This window comes from Pseudomonas anuradhapurensis, assembly GCF_014269225.2.
GTDB classification, from domain to species: Bacteria; Pseudomonadota; Gammaproteobacteria; order Pseudomonadales; family Pseudomonadaceae; genus Aquipseudomonas; species Aquipseudomonas anuradhapurensis.
Map to the genome: position 1 here is coordinate 3,601,732 of NZ_CP077097.1, position 19,492 is coordinate 3,621,223.

Consider the following 19,492-nt stretch of genomic DNA (forward strand, 5'->3'; position numbering starts at 1 on the left):
CCCTTCCGGGCCTGACCAGAAGGCTGGGATTTTGATCACCCAGCCCCAACCAATTAACTACGAAGTTTATGACTGAGTTTACATACAAAGCACGTCACAAGTTATTAACAAATTCTTCAAGCCTCGCATTATAAGCGTCAACCTGAAGACGGTTGTCCTCTGATTTGGAAACTGAGTAGCTTCCTTCTACGTCGGGCTGCGGATAACTACGACCAATCGTGACAGAACTCATGTCAATACCGTTGTAGTCACAGATAAGACCTAACCTCTGTAGTGACCACAGGTGATCGGACTTATAATCAAGCTTCAAGCCTAGACCTTTGGCAACCTCGACGACTTTCTCATTCACCCTTTCTATCGCCTGAGCATGCAACTGCTGAGGTCTCGAGTACCTAGGCTCACCCTTAGCAGACTTCGACGTTGTCATGTTGCTGATTAGGAACTTGAAATGAGGAACCTGTAGATCCGGCGACTCAATTTGCCCTTCCCTAGCATCATGCCATGGCTTCGGATGAGCTTTTTGCTGCGACTCAATTAAAGACATCAGACTGTCACGCGCATTGTGAAGAAACTCAAGGCTACGATATACAGCATACTGACTTGCTTGTGAGGCAGGGGAGTAGGCAGTAATCCAACTATCCGCAGCTAACAAACCAATATGGGTAGTGACAACCGAGTAGTATGGGTCAGTGTCAATGAATATGGTTGCATCAGGGTAGACACGTTCAATATCCTTGACGGCCTTCCTAAGAAAACTTCTTGCCAGCAGCAGCTTAGAGTAGTTGGAGCCTGCCTCAACAAATCCACCCCTGCCTTCAGCTTCAGGCATTTGGTCTATGGCACCGGTGATACGCTCCAAGTCGAAGTCCCCGCAGAACAGGTGAAGATTCTCTGGCAGCGGAATTGCATCCTCATCCCTGAGTTCGTTTGGTTTAACGATGAATTGGTGCACATCTGGCCAACCAAACCCCGATGGGACATCACGAACGCAACTACGGAGGTATTGATATACCGTTTTACGCTCTGCAGCTTCCATAACATCAAGAATCTTGCCCTCACCATTATGATGCCCACCACCGAGCACCATCCTTGAGACATCACACTGCGGGCTCAAGTCTATGATGAAAACTGGTTCATCCTCATTCATTCGGGCATATTTACATGCCAACTGAAAAGTCAGGGTTGATTTCCCTATCCCACCCTTGTTCGCCCAAAGTACATAGCTTTTCATGTTTATCCCTTTTCTGCACTTGACTAAAAGCAGCGTACCACAGTCCTTTTACCAGTTAGCGGCCTTTTAGCCGCCCTTAGGTAAATACACATCTCAGCCACCTACGCAGAGCGAGGTTAAAGCCGATGCCATGAATTCTGGTCACGTCGACGCCGTTGAATGACACTGCAGTAGTGGCTCATTGCCAGACAGATCTTGAGGGATAAAATGTGCGAGGTCAAACCATGTAAAGGGAGGTACATCTGGGGATTAACTGTCGATGGGATTCGCCGGGGAGCGATTAGGCGATACAACACCTAGCATGATGCACCATTCAGGTGTACCTAAATGCTGTCACACTTCGAAATTTTGAGCGAGAAAAGTCCTTTAGCATTAAGGACTTGCGTAATGGAGGCAGCCCCACCAGCCACACCCCGGCACTCGATGTTCCCGCTATGGCTGCTCCCTTCCGGGCCTGACCAGGTTAACGGGTAATCAATGCGGGGGGACCGATGGGACCACCACTACAGAGCTCGCTGAGCAGCGAGTGGCGCCATTGTACCGGTCTTGGGAGCAGATACAACCTCTGGGGCGAGAAAAAATCATCATTTCTCAATGACTTGTCCGGGCTGGGACGGCCTGGGCGGGCCTCTTCGCGGATTAACCCGCTCCCTACGTGGCGCGTCACCTTACAGAACCTGAGAAAGACAGTATTCCGTGCAAGCCACTGGACCTGGCTCTCGAACCACAATTGTCGGGGCCGCTTTGCGGCCCTTTCGCGACGCAAGGCCGCTCCTACAAGAGATTGCGCAGGGCGTCAGACGGCTATGCCCTGCTCGGCCAGGAAGGCAACGAAGGCGTCTTCGTCCAGTACCTTTACTCCCAGTTCGCTGGCCTTGGCCAGCTTGGAGCCCGCCCCTGGCCCCGCCACCACGCAGTGGGTCTTGCCTGACACCGAACCAGCCACCTTGGCTCCCAGGCTTTCCAGTTTTTCCTTGGCAATGTCACGGCTCATGCGCTCCAGGGTGCCGGTCAGCACCCAGGTCTGGCCGGCCAGTGGCAAGCCTTCGGCGACCTTCTTCTCATTGCTCCAGTGCATGCCGAACGCCAGCAACTGCGCCTCGATGTCCCGCGCCAGTTTCTGGTTGGCTTCATCCTTGAAGAACTCGCGCACCGCGTCAGCCTGCTTGGCCGCCAAGGCCTGGCGCAGGTCGATGCCGTCGGCGGCGATGATCTTGTCCAGGCTGTCGAGCCTGGCCACCAGCTTTTCAGCACCGGTCGGGCCGACCGAGGCGATGTCGAGCTTGGCGATCATGCCCGCCAGGGTCGTGCTGGCAGCGAATTCGGCAGCCAGCTCGCCTTCGTCCTGCAACTGCATGCCGCTGTCGAGCAGTTGCTGGATCACCTTCTGGTTATGCTCGTCTTCGAAGAAGTTGTGAATTTCGTAAGCCACCTCCAGCCCGATGTCCGGCAGGTAGGTGAGCACTTGCGGCAGCGCCTGCCGGAGGCGCGCCAGGCTGCCCAGCGAACGGGCCAGCACCTTGGCGGTTTCTTCGCCGACGTCCGGAATGCCCAGGGCATAGATAAAGCGCGCCAGGCTCGGGCGCTTGCTGGCTTCGATGGCATCCAGCAGCTTGCGGCTGGACACTTCGGCGAACCCTTCCAGGCCGACGATCTGCTCGAACTCCAGCTTGTACAAGTCCGCCGGCGAGCCGATCAGGCCTTCGTCGACCAGTTGCTCGACGCTCTTCTCGCCCAGGCCGTCGATATCCATGGCGCGGCGCGACACGTAATGGATGATCGCCTGCTTGAGCTGGGCGGCGCAGGCCAGGCGACCGACGCAGCGGTACACCGCGCCTTCGCTGGTGGTTTCCTTGCCCTTGCTGCGCTTGACCAGCCGGGTACGCTCGACCTGCGAGCCGCACACCGGGCACTCGCTCGGCACCTGCACCGGGCGGGCCTCCGCCGGGCGACGCTCCAGCACTACCTGCATCACCTGCGGGATCACGTCGCCGGCGCGGCGGATGATCACCGTATCACCAATGCGCAGGCCCAGGCGCGCGATCTCGTCCATGTTGTGCAGGGTGGCGTTGGACACGGTCACGCCCGCCACCTTGACCGGCTTCAGGCGGGCCACCGGGGTCACCGCGCCAGTGCGGCCGACCTGGAACTCGACGTCCAGCACCTCGGTCAGCTCTTCCATGGCGGGGAACTTGTGGGCGATCGCCCAGCGCGGTTCACGGGCGCGGAAGCCCAGCTCACGCTGGGCCGCCAGGCTGTTGACCTTGAATACCACGCCGTCGATCTCATAGGGCAGGCTGTTGCGTCGCTCGCCAATGTCGCGGTAGTAGGCCAGGCACTCTTCGATGCCGGCAGCGTGCTTGAGCTCGCGGCTGATCGGCAAGCCCCAGGCCTTGAGCTGCTCGAGGATGCCGATGTGGCTGTCGCCGATGCTCGCGGACACCTGACCGACGCCATAGCAGCAGAACTCCAGCGGGCGGCTGGCGGTGATCTTCGAGTCCAGCTGGCGCAGGCTGCCGGCGGCGGCGTTGCGCGGGTTGGCGAAGGTCTTGCCACCGGCTTCGGCCTGGGCGGCGTTGAGCCGCTCGAAACCGGCCTTGCTCATGTACACCTCGCCACGCACTTCCAGCACCGCCGGCCAACCCTCGCCCTGCAGCCTGAGCGGGATGTTGCGCACGGTGCGCACGTTGGCGCTGATGTCTTCGCCGGTAGTGCCGTCGCCACGGGTGGCGCCCTGCACCAACAGGCCGTCACGGTACAGCAGGCTCACGGCCAGGCCGTCGAGCTTGGGCTCGCAGCTGTAGTCGATTGCACCGGGCTGGTCGAGGCCATCGACCACACGGCGGCCGAACTCACGCAGGTCAGCTTCTTCAAAGGCGTTGCCCAGGCTCAGCATCGGCACTTCGTGGCGTACCTGGCTGAACGCAGCCAGGGCCGCGCCGCCGACGCGCTGGGTCGGCGAGTCGGGGGTCACCAGGTGCGGGTGCTCGGCTTCAAGCGCCTTCAGCTCGTTGAACAGGCGGTCGTATTCGGCGTCGGGCACGCTGGGCTCGTCGAGCACATAGTAGCGGTAGTTGTGCTGGTCGAGCTGGTGACGGAGTTCGTGGATACGGGATTCGGCGGTCATGGGGTCGTCTTCTCTTGCAAAGCAAAAGAGCAGCTCGAGGGCAATGCCGGGATTGGGGTGCCTACTGCCGGTGCCGACCCCTTCGCGGGTAAACCCGCTCCCACAGGTACATCACTGCTTGAGGCTTGTGGTGTACTTGTGGGAGCGGGTTTACCCGCGAAGAGGCCGGCACAGGCAACAGCAACACCCGAACCGCCCAGCACGCCCTCAGGCTGCTCTTTCGTCTGGATCTGTCAGCGCTTCTGCGTCAGCGCACGGCGCTCGAATTCGACGATACGCTGGCGATAGTGCTCGATGGTCTGGGCGGTCAGCACGCTGCGCTGGTCGTCCTTGAGCTCGCCGTTCAGTTCGTGGGCCAGCTTGCGCGCCGCAGCCACCATCACATCGAAAGCCTGCTTCGGATGACGCGGCCCCGGCAGGCCGAGGAAGAAGCTCACCGCACGGGTGCTGAAGTGGTCGATATCGTCCAGGTCGAATACGCCAGGCTTGACCGCGTTGGCCATGGAGAACAGCACTTCGCCGTGGCCGGCCATGCTTTCGTGCCGGTGGAAGATGTCCATTTCGCCGAAGCGCAGGCCACTCTCCAGGATGTTCTGCAGCAGTGCCGGGCCCTTGAAGCCACCCTCGTCGCGGGAGATCACGCTGATCACCAGCACTTCCTCGGCCGGCGGCAGTTCCTTGACGCTGCTGCTGGCAGGCGCCTGGCTGCTGCTGCGGGTGTTCTGTGCGGCAAAGTCTTCGTCGCTGTCGGCAAACAGGTCGGCTTCACGCGGTTCGGCGCTCAGGTTCAGGTCGCCCTGCTGGGCCTCGGCAGCAGCCGTGGCACGCTTGCCGCGCTTGCTGGCCTTGGCCGGCTTGGGCTCGCGCTCACGGTCGCGCGCAGAAGCGCTGAGCGACGGCAGGTCGCTTTCGTCCAGCTCAGGCTCCTTGTGGGTTTCCAGCACCCGCGACGGGCCAAGCACTTCGGCATTGCCCTCTTCGTCCGGCAGGTTGGAATAGCTGCGATCCAGACGGAATTTCAACTTGCCTTTACCGCCGCGCATGCGGCGCCAGCCGTCGAAAAGAATCCCGGCAATGACAATGATGCCGATGACGATCAGCCACTCGCGCAGACCGATTTCCATGTAATCCCGTGCCTCTATAAAAATATGCTTGAAAACAAAGGGTTCAAAGCCCTTTAACACGTGGCGCCAACTCTATGTTCTGACAGGCGTTTTTACCCACGCAAAAAACGAGTGACATTAAGCTAGCACGACCAAAGACAACTTTACACCGTCTGTCGCACATGGCGGGGGCATTTCGCTTCAGAATATGCCCCGTCGCCGCCTATCAGGCATCGACCATGGCCATGGCCTCCTCCACATCCACCGCTACCAGCCGTGAACAGCCCGGTTCATGCATGGTCACGCCCATCAGCTGGTCGGCCATCTCCATCGCGATCTTGTTATGGGTGATGTAGATGAACTGCACGCTTTCACTCATTTCCTTGACCAGGCGGGCATAACGCCCGACGTTGGCATCGTCCAGCGGCGCATCGACCTCGTCGAGCATGCAGAACGGTGCGGGGTTCAACTTGAAGATGGCAAACACCAGCGCCAATGCGGTCAGTGCCTTTTCGCCGCCGGACAGCAGATGGATGGTGCTGTTCTTCTTGCCCGGTGGTCGCGCCATGATCGTTACCCCTGTATCGAGTAGATCTTCGCCCGTCAGTTCCAGATAAGCGCTGCCACCACCGAAAACTTTTGGGAAAAGTGCCTGTAATCCGGCATTTATCTGATCAAAGGTATCCTTGAAGCGGTTGCGGGTTTCTTTGTCGATCTTGCGGATGACGTTTTCCAGGGTCTCCAGCGCCTCGACCAGGTCGGCGTCCTGGGCATCCAGGTAGCGCTTGCGCTCGGACTGCTGCTGGTACTCTTCGATGGCCGCCAGGTTGATCGCCCCCAGGCGCTGGATTCGCGCATCGAGCTGCTCCAGCTCCTGTTCAGTGCCTTGCTCGGTGGCGTCGGCCTCGAGGGTGGCGAGCACGCCTTGCAGGTCGTAACCATCGGCCAGCAACTGTTCCTGCAGGGTCTTGCGCCGCACGTCCAGGCCCTGGCACTCCAGGCGCAACTGCTCCAGCTGGCCACGCAGCAGCTGCGCTTGCTGCTCGGCCTGGGTGCGGCGCTTCTCCGCGTCGCGCAGCTCACGGTCCGCTTCGTCCATGTGCAGGCGGGCCAGGCGCATTTCCTCGTCGACGCCCATGCGCTGCTCCAGCAGCGCTTCGAGCTTCAGGCGCAACTCCTCCAGCGGCGCCGCGCCTTCTTCCAGGTTCAGGCTCAATTGCTCCTGGCGCTCGGTCAGGCGCGCCGCCTGCTGCTCCAGGCGCTCCAGGGCCTGCCGGGTGGAATCGTGCTGGGCGCGCAGCGAGCCCAGGCGCACGGCCAGCTGGTGGGCGTGGTCCTTGTGCTGGCGAGCCTCCTGGCGCACGCGGTCGAGACTTTCGCGCAGGGTGTCGCGGCGGGCCATCAACTGCTCGCGCTGCTCGGTGTCCTGGGCCATCAGCTCCAAGGCTTCCTGCAGCAACAGGCGTGCTTCGCCCAGTTGTTCGTGCTCGAGGGCGCGCTGTTCTTCCAGCTCGGCCAGTTCTTCCTGCAGGCGCCGGCGACGCAGTTCGACCTGCTCGGCGCGCGCGCGGCCGGCCGACAGGCTGGCCTTCAGCTCACCGTGCAGGCGGTTTTCTTCCTGGGTGCGGCGGCGCAGTTGTTCACGCTGCTCCTCCAGGCCCAGCTGTTGCTCGCGCAGGGCCTGCAACTGCTGCTCCAGTTGTTCGAGCGCCGCTTCCTGCTGCGCCTGTTCGTGGCCGAGGCGTTCGATTTCCTGGCCGCGCGCCAGCACCCCGCCTCCGGCCTCACCACCACGGCGTATGCGCAGGAAATGCCGGCCTACCCAATAGCCATCGCGGCTGACCAGGCTCTGGCCTTCACCGAGCGAGGCGCGCTGCGCCAGCGCTTGTGCCAGGTCTTCGACGGGCCGCACCTGGCCCAGCCAGGGCGCCAGGTCGATACCGCCGGAGACCTTTTCCAGCAAGCTGCCGGGCAGCGAAGGACTGGCGCCGCTGGCCAGCAGCAGACGCAACTCGCCCTGCTCCAGGCCGGCAAAATCGAGGCGGTTGAAATCGTCCACCAGCACCGCCTGCAAGTCGGCGCCAAGCACCGTTTCCACGGCCAGCTCCCAGCCCGGCTCCACGCGCAGCCCTTCAGCCAGGCGAGGTTGGTGTTCAAGGCCTTGGCCGTGCAACCAGTCGGCCGCCCCCGCGCCCGGCTCCAGCGCCGCCTGCTGCAAGGCTTCGAGTGATGCCAGGCGGCCGCCCAGGCGCTGCAGGTCGCCCTGCGCCTGCTGCTGGGCTTGGGTGGACTGGTGCAGTTGCTGGCGCAGGCCTTCCAGGCGCTCGACCACCTGCTCTTCGGACAACTGCAGCTCTTCGAGCAACATTTCGCTGCTGGCCAACTGCTCGGACAATTCCAGCATGGCGGCGTCCTGCGGATCGCTGCCCAACTGCTCGCGTTCCTCGCCCAGCTTGCGCTGGCGCTCGGTCAATCGCTCCAGGCTGGCCTCCAGCTGCACCAGGCGCGCCTGCTGCACTTCGGCCTGGCGGCGCGGCTCGGCGGAGCGGCTGTTGAAGCTGTCCCACTGCTCCTGCCAGCCGTGCATGCCCAGTTCGGCCTCTTCAAGGGCAGCGGCGGCTTCTTCGGCAGCGGCCAAGGTCATTTCCTGCTCGGGCTCGAGCATGGCCAGCTCTTCGCCCAGGGTCGCCAGCAGGGTGCGGTCGTGGCCCAGGTGCGATTCGGTCTCCAGGCGCGTGCGCTCGGCTTCCTTGAAATCGTCCTGCAACTGGCGCAGGCGCTGCTGGCCGTGCTGGATGCTCTGCTCGACCCGGGCGATATCCCCCGCCACGGAATAGAAGCGGCCCTGCACCTGGTTGAAGCGCTCGGACAATTCGTGATGGCTATCGCGCAGGCGCTCGATAGTGGCATCGGCGTTGCGCTGCTCGGCGACCAACGCTTCATGGGACACGTCCTGGTCACCGATCACTGCCTCGCGCTGGCGCACGCGGGCGTCCAGGTCGCGCCAGCGCAAGGCCGACAGGCGGGCCTTCAGCTGGCGTTCCTGGGCTTTGTACTCGCGGTACTTCTCGGCGGCCTGGGCCTGCCGGTGCAAGCGCTCCAGCTGGCGTTCCAGCTCTTCGCGCAGGTCGGTCAGGCGCGCCAGGTTCTCCTGGGTGCGGCGGATGCGGTTCTCGGTTTCGCGGCGGCGTTCCTTGTATTTGGAAATGCCGGCCGCTTCCTCGATGAAGTTGCGCAGTTCCTCCGGCTTGGCCTCGATCAGCTTGGAGATCATGCCCTGTTCGATGATCGAGTAACTGCGCGGCCCCAGGCCGGTACCGAGGAAGATGTCGGTGATGTCGCGGCGCCGGCACTTGGTGCCATTGAGGTAGTAGCTGTTCTGCCCGTCACGGGTGACCTTGCGGCGAATCGAGATTTCGGCATAGGCGGCATATTCGCCGACCAGCGTGGTTTCGCTGTTGTCGAACACCAGCTCGATGCTGGCCTGGCTGACCGGCTTGCGGCCACTGGAGCCGTTGAAGATGACGTCGGTCATCGACTCGCCGCGCAGGTTCTTTGCCGAACTCTCGCCCATCACCCAGCGCACGGCATCGATGATGTTGGACTTGCCACAGCCGTTGGGGCCGACCACGGCCGCCATGTTGCTGGGGAAATTGACCGTGGTCGGGTCGACGAACGACTTGAACCCGGCCAGGCGAATGCACTTCAGGCGCATCGGTCAGCCTCGGGCCAGCGCCGCCAGCACCAGTTCGCAGCTGCGCTGGCAGTAGGCGGTCAGCACCTCGCGAATGCGCGGCAGGTCACGGGCGACCACGGCGTCGAGCAGGCGGGCGAACAGGTCGAGGTAATCGCTCATGCTGGCCTGGCGCTGATCCAGTGCCAGGTAGTAGGCGCGGCTCATGGCCGGCTGCAGGTTTTCCACGGTTTCCTGCAGGAACGGGTTGTCGGCGAATGGATAGGCCGCGCGCATCACCGCGAAACTGTCGGCGACGAAGGCCTTGATATCAAGCAGCTGATGAGCACGTTGCAGGCGCTGCTGGATGTCCAGGAACGGGCGCAGGTCGGCATCGGTGCGCCATTTTTGCGCGACCGCATTGCCCAGCAGGATGTAGAACTCGCTCATCAGCGCACACAGGCTGCGGACCCCGCGCTCGTCCAGTTCGGTCACGTGGGCACCACGGCGCGGCAGGATCGCCACCAGGTGCCGGCGTTCGAGGATCAGCAGCGCTTCGCGCACCGAGCCACGGCTGACGTTGAGCGCCTGGGTGACCTTCAACTCCTGGATACGCTCGCCTGGCGCCAGTTCGCCGCGGATGATGCGTTCGGCCAGGTAATCGGCAATCTGCTCGGAGAGGCTGTCCGGGGCCTTGAACGTCATGGTTGTCCTTCAAAATCAGTGAACTGGGCACAAGCAGCGGATTGTAGCGCACTTGCCCGGTAATCGCGCAGAGGGGCCAGGTGGTTTATTTGACCCGCCAGGCAACCCCGCGCCCGGCGCGATCTATGCTTGGCATATGGGCAATGTGAACCGTTGGGCAGCGACACGCACAATTTCCTGACCTTTGAGTCAGAAAATTATTGACCAGCAGGACAGCTCTTGCTTAGAGTCCGCCCAACAACAATAAAACCATTGCGAGGCCATCCCCGTGATCCAGTTTCTCGTCAACCAGGAGCTGCGTAGTGAGCATGCCCTGGACCCGAACATGACGGTGCTGCAGTACCTGCGCGAGCACCTGGGCAAACCTGGCACCAAGGAGGGCTGCGCCAGTGGTGACTGCGGCGCCTGCACCGTGGTGGTCGGTGAACTGACCCAGGACGACCAGGGCAACGACAGCCTGCGCTACCGCAGCCTCAACTCATGCCTGACGTTCGTATCGTCGCTGCACGGCAAGCAACTGATCAGCGTCGAAGGGCTCAAGCACCAAGGGCAACTGCACAGCGTGCAACAGGCCATGGCCGATTGCCATGGTTCGCAGTGCGGCTTCTGCACCCCCGGCTTCGTCATGTCGCTGTTCGCCCTGCAGAAGAACAGCAACGGCCCCGACCTGCACCAGGCCCAGGAAGCCCTGGCCGGCAACCTGTGCCGCTGCACCGGCTACCGGCCGATCCTGGAAGCCGCCGAGCAGAGCTGCCGGCAACCGTGCCGCGACCAGTTCGATGCCCAGCAGGCCCAGACCATCAGCCGCCTCAAGGCGATTGCACCGACCCAGACCGGCGAGCTGAACAGCGGCGACAAACGCTGCCTGGTGCCGCTGACCGTGGCCGACCTGGCCGACCTGTACAGCTCGCACCCCGAGGCGCGGCTGCTGGCCGGCGGTACCGACCTGGCCCTGGAAGTCACCCAGTTCCACAAGACCTTGCCGGTGATGATCTACGTCGGCCACGTGGCCGAACTCAAGCGCATCGAGAAGACCGCCAGCCACCTGGAAATCGGCGCCGCCACCCCACTCACCGACTGTTACGGCGCGCTCAACGAGGAGTACCCCGACTTCGGCGCCCTGCTGCACCGCTTCGCCTCGCTGCAGATCCGCAACCAGGGCACCTTGGGTGGCAATATCGGCAACGCTTCGCCGATCGGCGACTCGCCACCCCTGCTGATTGCCCTGGATGCGCAGATCGTCCTGCGTCAGGGCGAGCGCCAGCGGGTGATGGCCCTGGAAGACTATTTCATCGACTACCGCATCACTGCCCGCCAGGACAGCGAGTTCATCGAGAAGATCATCGTGCCACGCGCCACCCGCGATTGGGCGTTCCGCGCCTACAAGGTATCCAAGCGCCTGGACGACGACATCTCCGCGGTGTGCGGGGCCTTCAACCTGAGCATCGAAGACGGTGTGGTCAGCGGCGTGCGCATCGCGTTCGGCGGCATGGCGGCCATCCCCAAGCGCGCCCGCGCCTGCGAGGCAGCGTTGCGCGGCAAGCCGTGGAACCAGGCCACCGTCGAGCGTGCCTGCCAGGCCCTGGCCGAAGACTTCACCCCGCTCAGCGACTTCCGCGCCAGCAAGGAATACCGCCTGCTGACCGCGCAGAACCTGCTGCGCAAGTACTTCATCGAACAGCAAACGCCGCACATCGAAACCCGGGTGACCGCTTATGTCTAACCATCACGTAGCCAAGAGCCAGGCCGAGATGGCCGCACTGTTCAGCCAGGACCTGACCACCGGGGTTGGCCGCAGCGTCAAGCATGACAGCGCCGACAAGCATGTGTCCGGCGAGGCGGTGTACATCGATGATCGCCTGGAATTCCCCAACCAGTTGCACGTCTACGCGCGCACCTCCGATCGCGCCCATGCGCGCATCCTGCGCATCGACACCACGCCCTGCTATGCCTTCGACGGGGTGCGCATCGCCATCACCCACGAAGACATCCCCGGCCTCAAGGACATCGGCCCGGTAGTGGCCGGCGACCCGTTGCTGGCCATCGACAAGGTCGAGTACTTCGGCCAGCCGGTGCTCGCCGTGGCCGCGCGCGATCTCGACACCGCACGCCGTGCGGCGATGGCCGCGATCGTCGAGTACGAAGACCTGGAGCCGGTGCTGGATGTGGTCGAAGCACTGCGCAACAAGCACTTCGTGCTCGACAGCCACACCCACCAGCGTGGCGACGCCGCTGCCGCCCTGGCCACCGCCCCGCACCGCCTCCAGGGCACCCTGCACATCGGTGGCCAGGAGCATTTCTACCTGGAAACGCAGATCTCCTCGGTAATGCCCACCGAAGATGGCGGCATGATCGTCTACTGCTCCACGCAGAACCCTACCGAAGTGCAGAAGCTGGTCGCCGAAGTGCTCGACGTGCCGATGAACAAGGTGGTGCTGGACATGCGCCGCATGGGTGGCGGTTTTGGCGGCAAGGAAACCCAGGCCGCCAGCCCGGCGTGCCTGTGCGCCGTCATTGCGCGCCTGACCGGGCAACCGACCAAGATGCGCCTGCCAAGGGTCGAGGACATGACCATGACCGGCAAGCGCCACCCCTTCTATGTCGAGTACGACGTGGGCTTCGATGACGATGGCCGCCTGCATGGCATCAACCTCGACCTGGCCGGCAACTGCGGGTACTCACCGGACCTGTCCGGCTCGATCGTCGACCGCGCCATGTTCCACTCCGACAACGCCTACTACCTGGGCGATGCCACCGTACACGGCCACCGCTGCAAGACCAACACCGCGTCCAACACCGCCTACCGCGGCTTTGGCGGCCCGCAGGGGATGGTCGCCATCGAGCAGGTGATGGACCACATCGCCCGGCACCTGGGCCGCGACCCGCTGGCGGTGCGCAAGGCCAACTACTACGGCAAGCGCGAGCGCAACGTCACCCACTACTACCAGACCGTCGAGCACAACATGCTCGAGGAAATGACCGCCGAACTGGAAGCCAGCAGCGACTATGCCGAGCGCCGCGAATCGATACGCCGCTTCAATGCCAACAGCCCGGTGCTGAAAAAGGGCCTGGCGCTGACCCCGGTGAAGTTCGGCATCTCGTTCACCGCCACCTTCCTCAACCAGGCCGGTGCGCTGATCCACATCTATACCGACGGCAGCATCCACCTCAACCATGGCGGCACCGAGATGGGCCAGGGCCTGAACACCAAGGTGGCCCAGGTGGTGGCGCAGGTGTTCCAGGTCGATTTCAGCCGCATCCAGATCACTGCCACAAACACCGACAAGGTGCCCAACACCTCGCCGACCGCCGCCTCCAGTGGCGCCGACCTGAACGGCAAGGCTGCGCAGAATGCCGCCGAAATCCTCAAGCAGCGCCTGACCGAGTTCGCCGCGCGGCACTACCAGGTAACCGAGGAAGACGTCGAGTTCCGTAACGGCCATGTGCGCGTGCGCGACCAGATCGTCAGCTTCGAGCAACTGGTGCAGCAGGCCTACTTCGCCCAGGTGTCGCTGTCCAGCACTGGCTTCTACCGCACACCGAAGATCTACTACGACCGCAACCAGGCGCGTGGCCGGCCGTTCTACTACTTCGCCTTCGGCGCCGCCTGCGTCGAGGTGATCGTCGACACCCTGACCGGCGAGTACAAGATGCTGCGCGCCGACATCCTGCATGACGTGGGCGCTTCGTTGAACCCGGCCATCGACATTGGCCAGGTGGAAGGCGGCTTCATCCAGGGCATGGGCTGGCTGACCAGCGAAGAACTGGTGTGGAACGCCAAGGGCAAGCTGGTGACCAATGGCCCGGCCAGCTACAAGATCCCCGCCGTGGCCGACATGCCGCTGGACCTGCGGGTGAAGCTGGTGGAAAACCGCAAGAACCCGGAGGACACCGTGTTCCACTCCAAGGCCGTGGGCGAACCACCGTTCATGCTCGGCATCGCGGCCTGGTGCGCGATCAAGGACGCCGTGGCCAGCATCGCCGACTACCGCGTGCAGCCCGCCATCGATGCGCCGGCGACGCCGGAGCGGGTGTTGTGGGGTTGCGAGCAGATGCGCAAGGCGGTGGCTGCGGCGCAACCTGCCGAGCCGGAACTGGAAAGCGTCCCGCAGTAACGCCGCCGGCCCGCTTTTTTTGTAGGAGCGGCCTTGTGTCGCGAAAGGGCCGCGCAGCGGCCCCAAAATTCGAACAGCAACATGGCTTTCTGGGGCTGCTGCGCAGCCCTTTCGCGACACAAGGCCGCTCCTACACAAAGCGGACCGCGTTGCCCTGGAGAGGATCTGCATCATGCACCAATGGATCAACGCCCTCGCCGACCACCAATCCCGTGGCGAAGCCTGCGTGCTGGTCACCATCATCGAGGAGCGCGGCTCGACCCCGCGCAACGCTGGCTCGAAAATGGTCGTCAGCGCCACCGGCCTGTTCGACACCATCGGCGGTGGCCACCTGGAATACAAGGCGCTGCACATCGCCCGGCAGATGCTCGAGGAGCAGCGCAGCACCCCGCACCTGGAGCGCTTCAGCCTCGGCGCCAGCCTGGGCCAGTGCTGCGGCGGCGTCACCGTGCTGCTGTTCGAGCCCATGGCCGCCGTGCAGGCGCAAATCGCCGTGTTCGGCGCGGGCCATGTCGGCCGCGCTCTGGTACCCTTGCTCGCCGCGCTGCCCTGCCGGGTGCGCTGGATCGATTCGCGCGAGCAGGAATTCCCGGCCCTGGTGCCCGACGGGGTAACCAAGGTGGTCAGCGAGGAACCGGTCGACGAAGTCGCCAGCCTGCCAGCGGGCTGCTACTGCATCGTCATGACCCACAACCACCAGCTCGACCTGGAGCTGAGCGCCGCCATCCTCAAGCGCAACGACTTCACCTGGTTCGGCCTGATCGGCTCGAAGACCAAGCGGGTCAAGTTCGAACACCGCCTGCGCGAGCGCGGCTACGACGAGGCCGTGCTGGCACGCATGCGTTGCCCGATGGGCCTGGCCGAGGTCAAGGGCAAGCTGCCCATCGAAATCGCCGTGTCCATCGCCGCCGAGATCATCGCCACCTACAACGCCTGCTTCGGCCAGCACGACGCTGCGGCCAATGCCGGCCCCATTGCCCAGTTGCTGCCATCCTCCCGGCGCAGCCAAACCCTTTGACGAGAATGTTATGACCGTTACCCGCAAAGCCTACCGTGCCGCCATCCTGCACAGCATCGCCGACCCGGCCGAGGTGGGCCTGGAAGCTTCCCATGAATACTTCGAGGATGGCCTGCTGGTAGTCGATGATGGCCGCATCCGCGCCGTTGGCCATGCCAGTGAACTGCTACCGGGCCTGGATGCCGACATCCCGGTCGAGCACTACCAGGACGCGTTGATCACCCCAGGCTTCATCGACACCCATATCCACTTCCCGCAGACCGGCATGATCGGCTCCTACGGCGAACAGCTGCTGGACTGGCTGAATACCTACACCTTCCCTTGCGAAAAGCAGTTTGCCGACAAGGATCACGCCGACCAGGTCGCGAAGATCTTCCTCAAGGAACTGCTGCGCAACGGCACTACCACTGCGCTGGTGTTCGGCAGCGTGCACCCGGAATCGGTCAATGCCCTGTTCGAAGAGGCCGAGCGCCTGGACCTGCGCCTGATCGCCGGCAAGGTGATGATGGACCGCAACGCGCCGGACTACCTGACCGACACCGCCGAGTCCGGCTACGCCGAAAGCAAGGCGCTGATCGAGCGCTGGCATGGCAAGGGCCGCCTGCACTATGCCGTCACCCCGCGCTTCGCCCCGACCAGCACCCCGCAACAGCTGACCCTGGCCGGCCAGTTGCTCAAGGAGCACCCGGGCGTGTACATGCACACGCACCTGTCGGAAAACCTCAAGGAAATCGATTGGGTCAAGTCACTGTTCCCCGAGCAGAAGGGCTACCTCGACGTGTACGACCACTTCGAGCTGCTGGGCGAACGCTCGGTGTTCGCCCACGGCGTGCACCTGTGCGACGAGGAATGCCAGCGGCTGGCGGAAACCGGCTCGGCCGTGGCCTTCTGCCCCACCTCCAACCTGTTCCTCGGCAGTGGCTTGTTCAACCTGCCGCAGGCCGAGCGCTTCAAGGTCAACGTGGGCCTGGGCACCGACGTCGGCGCCGGCACCAGCTTCTCGCTGCTCAACACCCTCAACGAAGCGTACAAGGTGATGCAGCTGCAGGGCGCGCGCCTGCACCCGTACAAGTCGCTGTACCTGGCCACCCTCGGCGGCGCCCGGGCGCTGCGCCTGGACGACCGCATCGGCAGTCTGCGCCCGGGCAACGATGCCGACTTCGTGGTGCTGGACTACAAGGCCACGCCGCTGCTGGACTACCGGATCCAGCAGTCCAACAGCATTGAAGAGACACTGTTCGTGCTCACTACCCTGGGCGACGATCGCACCGTGCGCGAAACCTACGCCGCCGGGCGTTGCGTGCACCAGCGCTGATAATACAAAGGGGCCGCAAGCGGCCCCTTCGTTCATTTCGGCAAACGATCAACCCTTGGCGGCTGCCTTGGGCTTTTTCAGCAGGTGCGAAAACACCGCATGCAGGTCGTCCGAGGCGCTTTCCTCGTCCAGGTTCAGCTTGCTGTCGATGTGGTCCATGTGGTGCATCATCAGGCTCACGGCCTGTTCGGCATCACGCGCCTCGATGGCATCGATCAGTTGCATGTGCTCGTCATACGAGCAGTGCGAGCGGTTGCCGCTTTCGTATTGGGCGATGATCAGCGAGGTCTGCGACACCAGGCTGCGCTGGAAGCTGACCAGTGGCGCGTTACCGGCGGCCTCTGCCAGCTTGAGGTGAAACTCGCCGGACAGGCGGATGCCGGCGCCCCGGTCACCGCGGGAAAAGCTGTCGCGCTCGTCGCGCACCATCTGCCGCAGTTCGTTGAGCTGCTCTGGCGTGGCGTGCTGCACCGCCAGCTCGGTGATGGCCCGCTCGACCATGCGCCGCGAGAAGAACACCTGACGGGCTTCTTCCACCGTGGGGCTGGCCACCACCGCGCCACGGTTCGGCCGCAGCAGCACCACGCTTTCGTGGGCCAGGCGCGACAAGGCACGGCGGATGATGGTGCGGCTGACGCCGAAGATCTCGCCCAGCGCTTCCTCGCTCAACTTGGTGCCCGGAGCCAGACGCTGCTCGAGGATCGCCTCGAAGATATGCGCGTAGACGATGTCGTCCTGGGTACCACTGCGCCCGGCCTTGCCGTTGCGCGCAGGTTTCTTCAGAGGTTGCAGCTGTTCGTTCATGGGCTCTCGAGGCACGAAGGAAAGTATGGCGCCATTGTACACAGGCTGAGCCGATTCTGCAGGTGGCCTTTTACCTATATAGCCGTTGTACGCCACATTGCGCACACAAAAGATAAAACATTATTTGCATTCTTTGTACACAAAAGCATAATCCACCGAGCAACTTCTTGACCTGCAAGTCAACAAAAAGCGGTCAGACGTCTGCCTTCCCTCGCGGGGCCGCCAAGTGCATTGCGCAGGAACCGGGCCCAAGAACAACAAGAAAGACTTGAGGAGTACCTGCTGTGGAAAGCCGCAAATCCGAAGCCCCTACGCTGGATCTCGCCCCACCGCTCGAAACGAGCTGGCTGGAGCGGATTTTCAAACTCAAGCAACACGGCAGTACCGTCAGGACCGAACTGATTGCCGGGGTGACCACCTTCATCACCATGGCCTACATCATCTTCGTCAACCCCAACATCATGGCCGACGCCGGCATCGACCACGGCGCCGCCTTCGTCGCCACCTGCATCGCCGCCGCACTGGGCTGCCTGCTGATGGGCCTGTACGCCAACTGGCCGGTGGGCCTGGCGCCTGGCATGGGCCTCAACGCCTTCTTCACCTACACCGTGGTCGGCACCATGGGCTACAACTGGGAAACGGCACTCGGGGCGGTGTTCGTCTCGGGCGTGCTGTTCATGTTCCTCACCTTGTCGAAAGTGCGCGAATGGTTGCTCAACAGCATCCCGGTCAGCCTGCGCCATGCCATGGGGGCCGGTGTCGGACTGTTTCTCGGGCTGATCGGCCTGAAGACCGCAGGCATCATCGTCGACAGCCCCGCCACCCTGATCAAGCTGGGTTCGCTGCACGAGCCGGGGCCGCTGCTGGCGGCACTGTGCTTCCTGCTGATCGCCATCCTCAGCTACAAGCGGGTGTTCGGCGCGATCCTGATCAGCATCATCGGCGTCACCGTGGCGGGCTGGGGCCTGGGCCTGGTCAAGTTTGGCGGGGTGATGTCGATGCCGCCGAGCCTGGCCCCGACCTGGATGGCCATGGATGTGGCCGGGGTGTTCAACGTCAGCATGATCAGCGTGGTGCTGGCGTTCCTTTTCGTGCACATGTTCGACACGGCCGGCACCCTGATGGGCGTGGCGCAGCGGGCCAACCTGGTTGCGCCGGACGGGCGCATCGAAAACCTGTCGCGGGCGTTGAAGGCCGACAGTGCTTCGAGCGTGTTCGGTGCCGTGGTCGGTGTGCCGCCGGTGACCAGTTACGTGGAGAGTGCTGCCGGCGTCGCCGCAGGTGGCCGCACCGGCCTGACGGCGGTGGTGGTCGGCGTGCTGTTCATTGCCGCGATGTTCTTCGCACCACTGGCCGGGATGATTCCCGCCTACGCGACTGCCGGTGCGCTGATCTACGTGGCGATGCTGATGATGGGCAGCATGGCCCACATCCATTGGGACGAAGCTACCGACAGCATTCCGGCGATCGTCACGGTGATCATGATGCCGCTGACCTTCTCCGTTGCCGATGGTATCGCCCTGGGCTTCATCAGCTACGTGGCGCTGAAGGCGGGTACCGGCAAGTACAAGGAAATCTCCGCCAGCCTGTGGGTGCTGTGCGCGATCTTCATTGCCAAGTTCGTGTTCCTCTGACCCTGCTGCAGCAACCAAGGGCGCCTCGGCGCCCTTTCTTTATTTGGCCGGCATCAATCTGCTGGCTTTTGTAGGAGCGGCCTTGTGTCGCGAAAGGGCTGCGCAGCAGCCCCAGGGTTGCAGCGCAGATGCACAAATTGCCGGGGCTGCTGCGCAGCCCTTTCGCGACACAAGGCCGCTCCTACAAGGGCCCGCGCTAGCGATCAGATGGCAACTGGCTGGCCGGCGACAAACAGCAGACGAAAAAAAGCCCGCCAGTGTGAGAGCGGGCCAAGGACCTACGAAGATTCTTCTAGCGACCAACTAGCTTCCACGATAGGTCGAATAGCTGTACGGCGAGATCAGCAGTGGCACGTGGTAGTGCTCTTGCTGCTGGTCAATGCCAAAACGCAGCACGACAACATCCAGGAACGCCTGGGCCGGCAGCTGCACGCCGCGGGCGCGGTAGTAATCGCCGGCACTGAACTGCAGTTGGTAGACACCGGTGCGGTAGTCGTCACCCTGCAGCAGCGGCGCGTCGACGCGGCCATCGCTGTTGGTCAGGGCAGTGTTCACCAGCTCCAGCTGCTGGCCTTCGACACGGTACAGCTCGACCTTGATCGAGCTGCCCGGGCAGCCATGCGCGGCATCCAGTACGTGTGTGGTCAAACGTCCCATTGCTTGTCGCCTCTTGTTCAATCTGTGGGCAAAAAATACACGGCCAGCATCACGGCAAAGGCCATCGATGTGCGGGAAGGACACCATTAAGACATTTGGCCGAAAGATTG

General features: G+C 63.1%; 12 protein-coding genes and 1 other RNA gene. 5 read left to right on the top strand and 8 right to left on the bottom strand.

What is annotated here, in order from left to right:
- Window positions 1-94: 94 nt before the first annotated feature.
- The 6 genes from HU763_RS16585 to HU763_RS16610 form a co-directional block, all read right to left on the bottom strand.
- Entirely contained in the window at window positions 95-1,231 is a 1,137-nt protein-coding gene (locus HU763_RS16585; protein WP_186688382.1) for a ParA family protein, read from the bottom strand.
- Between the two features lie 397 nt (window positions 1,232-1,628).
- Window positions 1,629-1,725, bottom strand: an RNA gene (gene ffs, locus HU763_RS16590) — signal recognition particle sRNA small type.
- Window positions 1,726-2,027: 302 nt separating this feature from the next.
- Entirely contained in the window at window positions 2,028-4,358 is a 2,331-nt protein-coding gene (ligA, locus tag HU763_RS16595; protein WP_186688385.1) for an NAD-dependent DNA ligase LigA, read from the bottom strand.
- 233 nt (window positions 4,359-4,591) lie between these two features.
- On the bottom strand, window positions 4,592-5,482 hold the full coding sequence (zipA, locus tag HU763_RS16600; protein WP_186688388.1) for a cell division protein ZipA: 891 nt from the start codon (window positions 5,480-5,482) through the stop codon (window positions 4,592-4,594).
- 205 nt (window positions 5,483-5,687) lie between these two features.
- A complete protein-coding gene (gene smc, locus HU763_RS16605) occupies window positions 5,688-9,176 on the bottom strand; it encodes a chromosome segregation protein SMC (protein ID WP_186688401.1) in 3,489 nt (1,162 codons plus the stop codon).
- A gap of 3 nt (window positions 9,177-9,179) precedes the next feature.
- Complete coding sequence (locus HU763_RS16610) at window positions 9,180-9,839, bottom strand: GntR family transcriptional regulator (protein ID WP_186688403.1); 660 nt, start codon at window positions 9,837-9,839, stop codon at window positions 9,180-9,182.
- 268 nt (window positions 9,840-10,107) lie between these two features.
- On the opposite strand from HU763_RS16610, the gene xdhA reads away from it, so the two are divergent.
- The 4 genes from xdhA to guaD all read left to right on the top strand — a co-directional run bounded on the left by xdhA (window position 10,108) and on the right by guaD (window position 16,287).
- Complete coding sequence (gene xdhA, locus HU763_RS16615; RefSeq protein WP_186688405.1) at window positions 10,108-11,562, top strand: xanthine dehydrogenase small subunit; 1,455 nt, start codon at window positions 10,108-10,110, stop codon at window positions 11,560-11,562.
- Window positions 11,555-13,954: a xanthine dehydrogenase molybdopterin binding subunit gene (xdhB, locus tag HU763_RS16620; protein WP_186688407.1), complete on the top strand. Its 2,400-nt coding sequence runs from the start codon at window positions 11,555-11,557 to the stop codon at window positions 13,952-13,954. Before xdhA ends, xdhB begins: the two co-directional genes overlap by 8 nt.
- A 172-nt stretch (window positions 13,955-14,126) precedes the next feature.
- Window positions 14,127-14,972 carry a xanthine dehydrogenase accessory protein XdhC gene (gene xdhC / locus HU763_RS16625; RefSeq protein WP_186688410.1) on the top strand — a complete coding sequence of 282 codons (846 nt, stop codon included), beginning with the start codon at window positions 14,127-14,129 and terminating at the stop codon, window positions 14,970-14,972.
- A 10-nt stretch (window positions 14,973-14,982) separates the two neighbouring features.
- A complete protein-coding gene (guaD, locus tag HU763_RS16630; RefSeq protein WP_186688425.1) occupies window positions 14,983-16,287 on the top strand; it encodes a guanine deaminase in 1,305 nt (434 codons plus the stop codon).
- A gap of 48 nt (window positions 16,288-16,335) precedes the next feature.
- Here guaD and HU763_RS16635 read toward each other — a convergent pair whose 3' ends face one another.
- Window positions 16,336-17,091 carry a GntR family transcriptional regulator gene (locus tag HU763_RS16635; RefSeq protein ID WP_170030993.1) on the bottom strand — a complete coding sequence of 252 codons (756 nt, stop codon included), beginning with the start codon at window positions 17,089-17,091 and terminating at the stop codon, window positions 16,336-16,338.
- A 284-nt stretch (window positions 17,092-17,375) separates the two neighbouring features.
- Here HU763_RS16635 and HU763_RS16640 point away from each other — a divergent pair, with 284 nt between their 5' ends.
- Window positions 17,376-18,725 carry an NCS2 family permease gene (locus tag HU763_RS16640; RefSeq protein WP_186688427.1) on the top strand — a complete coding sequence of 450 codons (1,350 nt, stop codon included), beginning with the start codon at window positions 17,376-17,378 and terminating at the stop codon, window positions 18,723-18,725.
- Window positions 18,726-19,028: 303 nt separating this feature from the next.
- On the opposite strand, the gene uraH is transcribed toward HU763_RS16640, so the two are convergent.
- Entirely contained in the window at window positions 19,029-19,382 is a 354-nt protein-coding gene (gene uraH, locus HU763_RS16645) for a hydroxyisourate hydrolase (RefSeq protein WP_170030997.1), read from the bottom strand.
- Between the last annotated feature and the right edge of the window lie 110 nt (window positions 19,383-19,492).

What these genes read in the sequence shown, in the direction of transcription:
- HU763_RS16635 (WP_170030993.1), bottom strand. Translation starts at nt 17,091, where the DNA reads ATGAACGAACAGCTGCAACCTCTGAAGAAACCTGCGCGCAACGGCAAG.
- guaD (WP_186688425.1), top strand. Translation starts at nt 14,983, where the DNA reads ATGACCGTTACCCGCAAAGCCTACCGTGCCGCCATCCTGCACAGCATC.
- uraH (WP_170030997.1), bottom strand. Translation starts at nt 19,382, where the DNA reads ATGGGACGTTTGACCACACACGTACTGGATGCCGCGCATGGCTGCCCG.
- HU763_RS16585 (WP_186688382.1), bottom strand. Translation starts at nt 1,231, where the DNA reads ATGAAAAGCTATGTACTTTGGGCGAACAAGGGTGGGATAGGGAAATCA.
- ligA (WP_186688385.1), bottom strand. Translation starts at nt 4,358, where the DNA reads ATGACCGCCGAATCCCGTATCCACGAACTCCGTCACCAGCTCGACCAG.
- HU763_RS16610 (WP_186688403.1), bottom strand. Translation starts at nt 9,839, where the DNA reads ATGACGTTCAAGGCCCCGGACAGCCTCTCCGAGCAGATTGCCGATTAC.
- smc (WP_186688401.1), bottom strand. Translation starts at nt 9,176, where the DNA reads ATGCGCCTGAAGTGCATTCGCCTGGCCGGGTTCAAGTCGTTCGTCGAC.
- xdhC (WP_186688410.1), top strand. Translation starts at nt 14,127, where the DNA reads ATGCACCAATGGATCAACGCCCTCGCCGACCACCAATCCCGTGGCGAA.
- xdhB (WP_186688407.1), top strand. Translation starts at nt 11,555, where the DNA reads ATGTCTAACCATCACGTAGCCAAGAGCCAGGCCGAGATGGCCGCACTG.
- zipA (WP_186688388.1), bottom strand. Translation starts at nt 5,482, where the DNA reads ATGGAAATCGGTCTGCGCGAGTGGCTGATCGTCATCGGCATCATTGTC.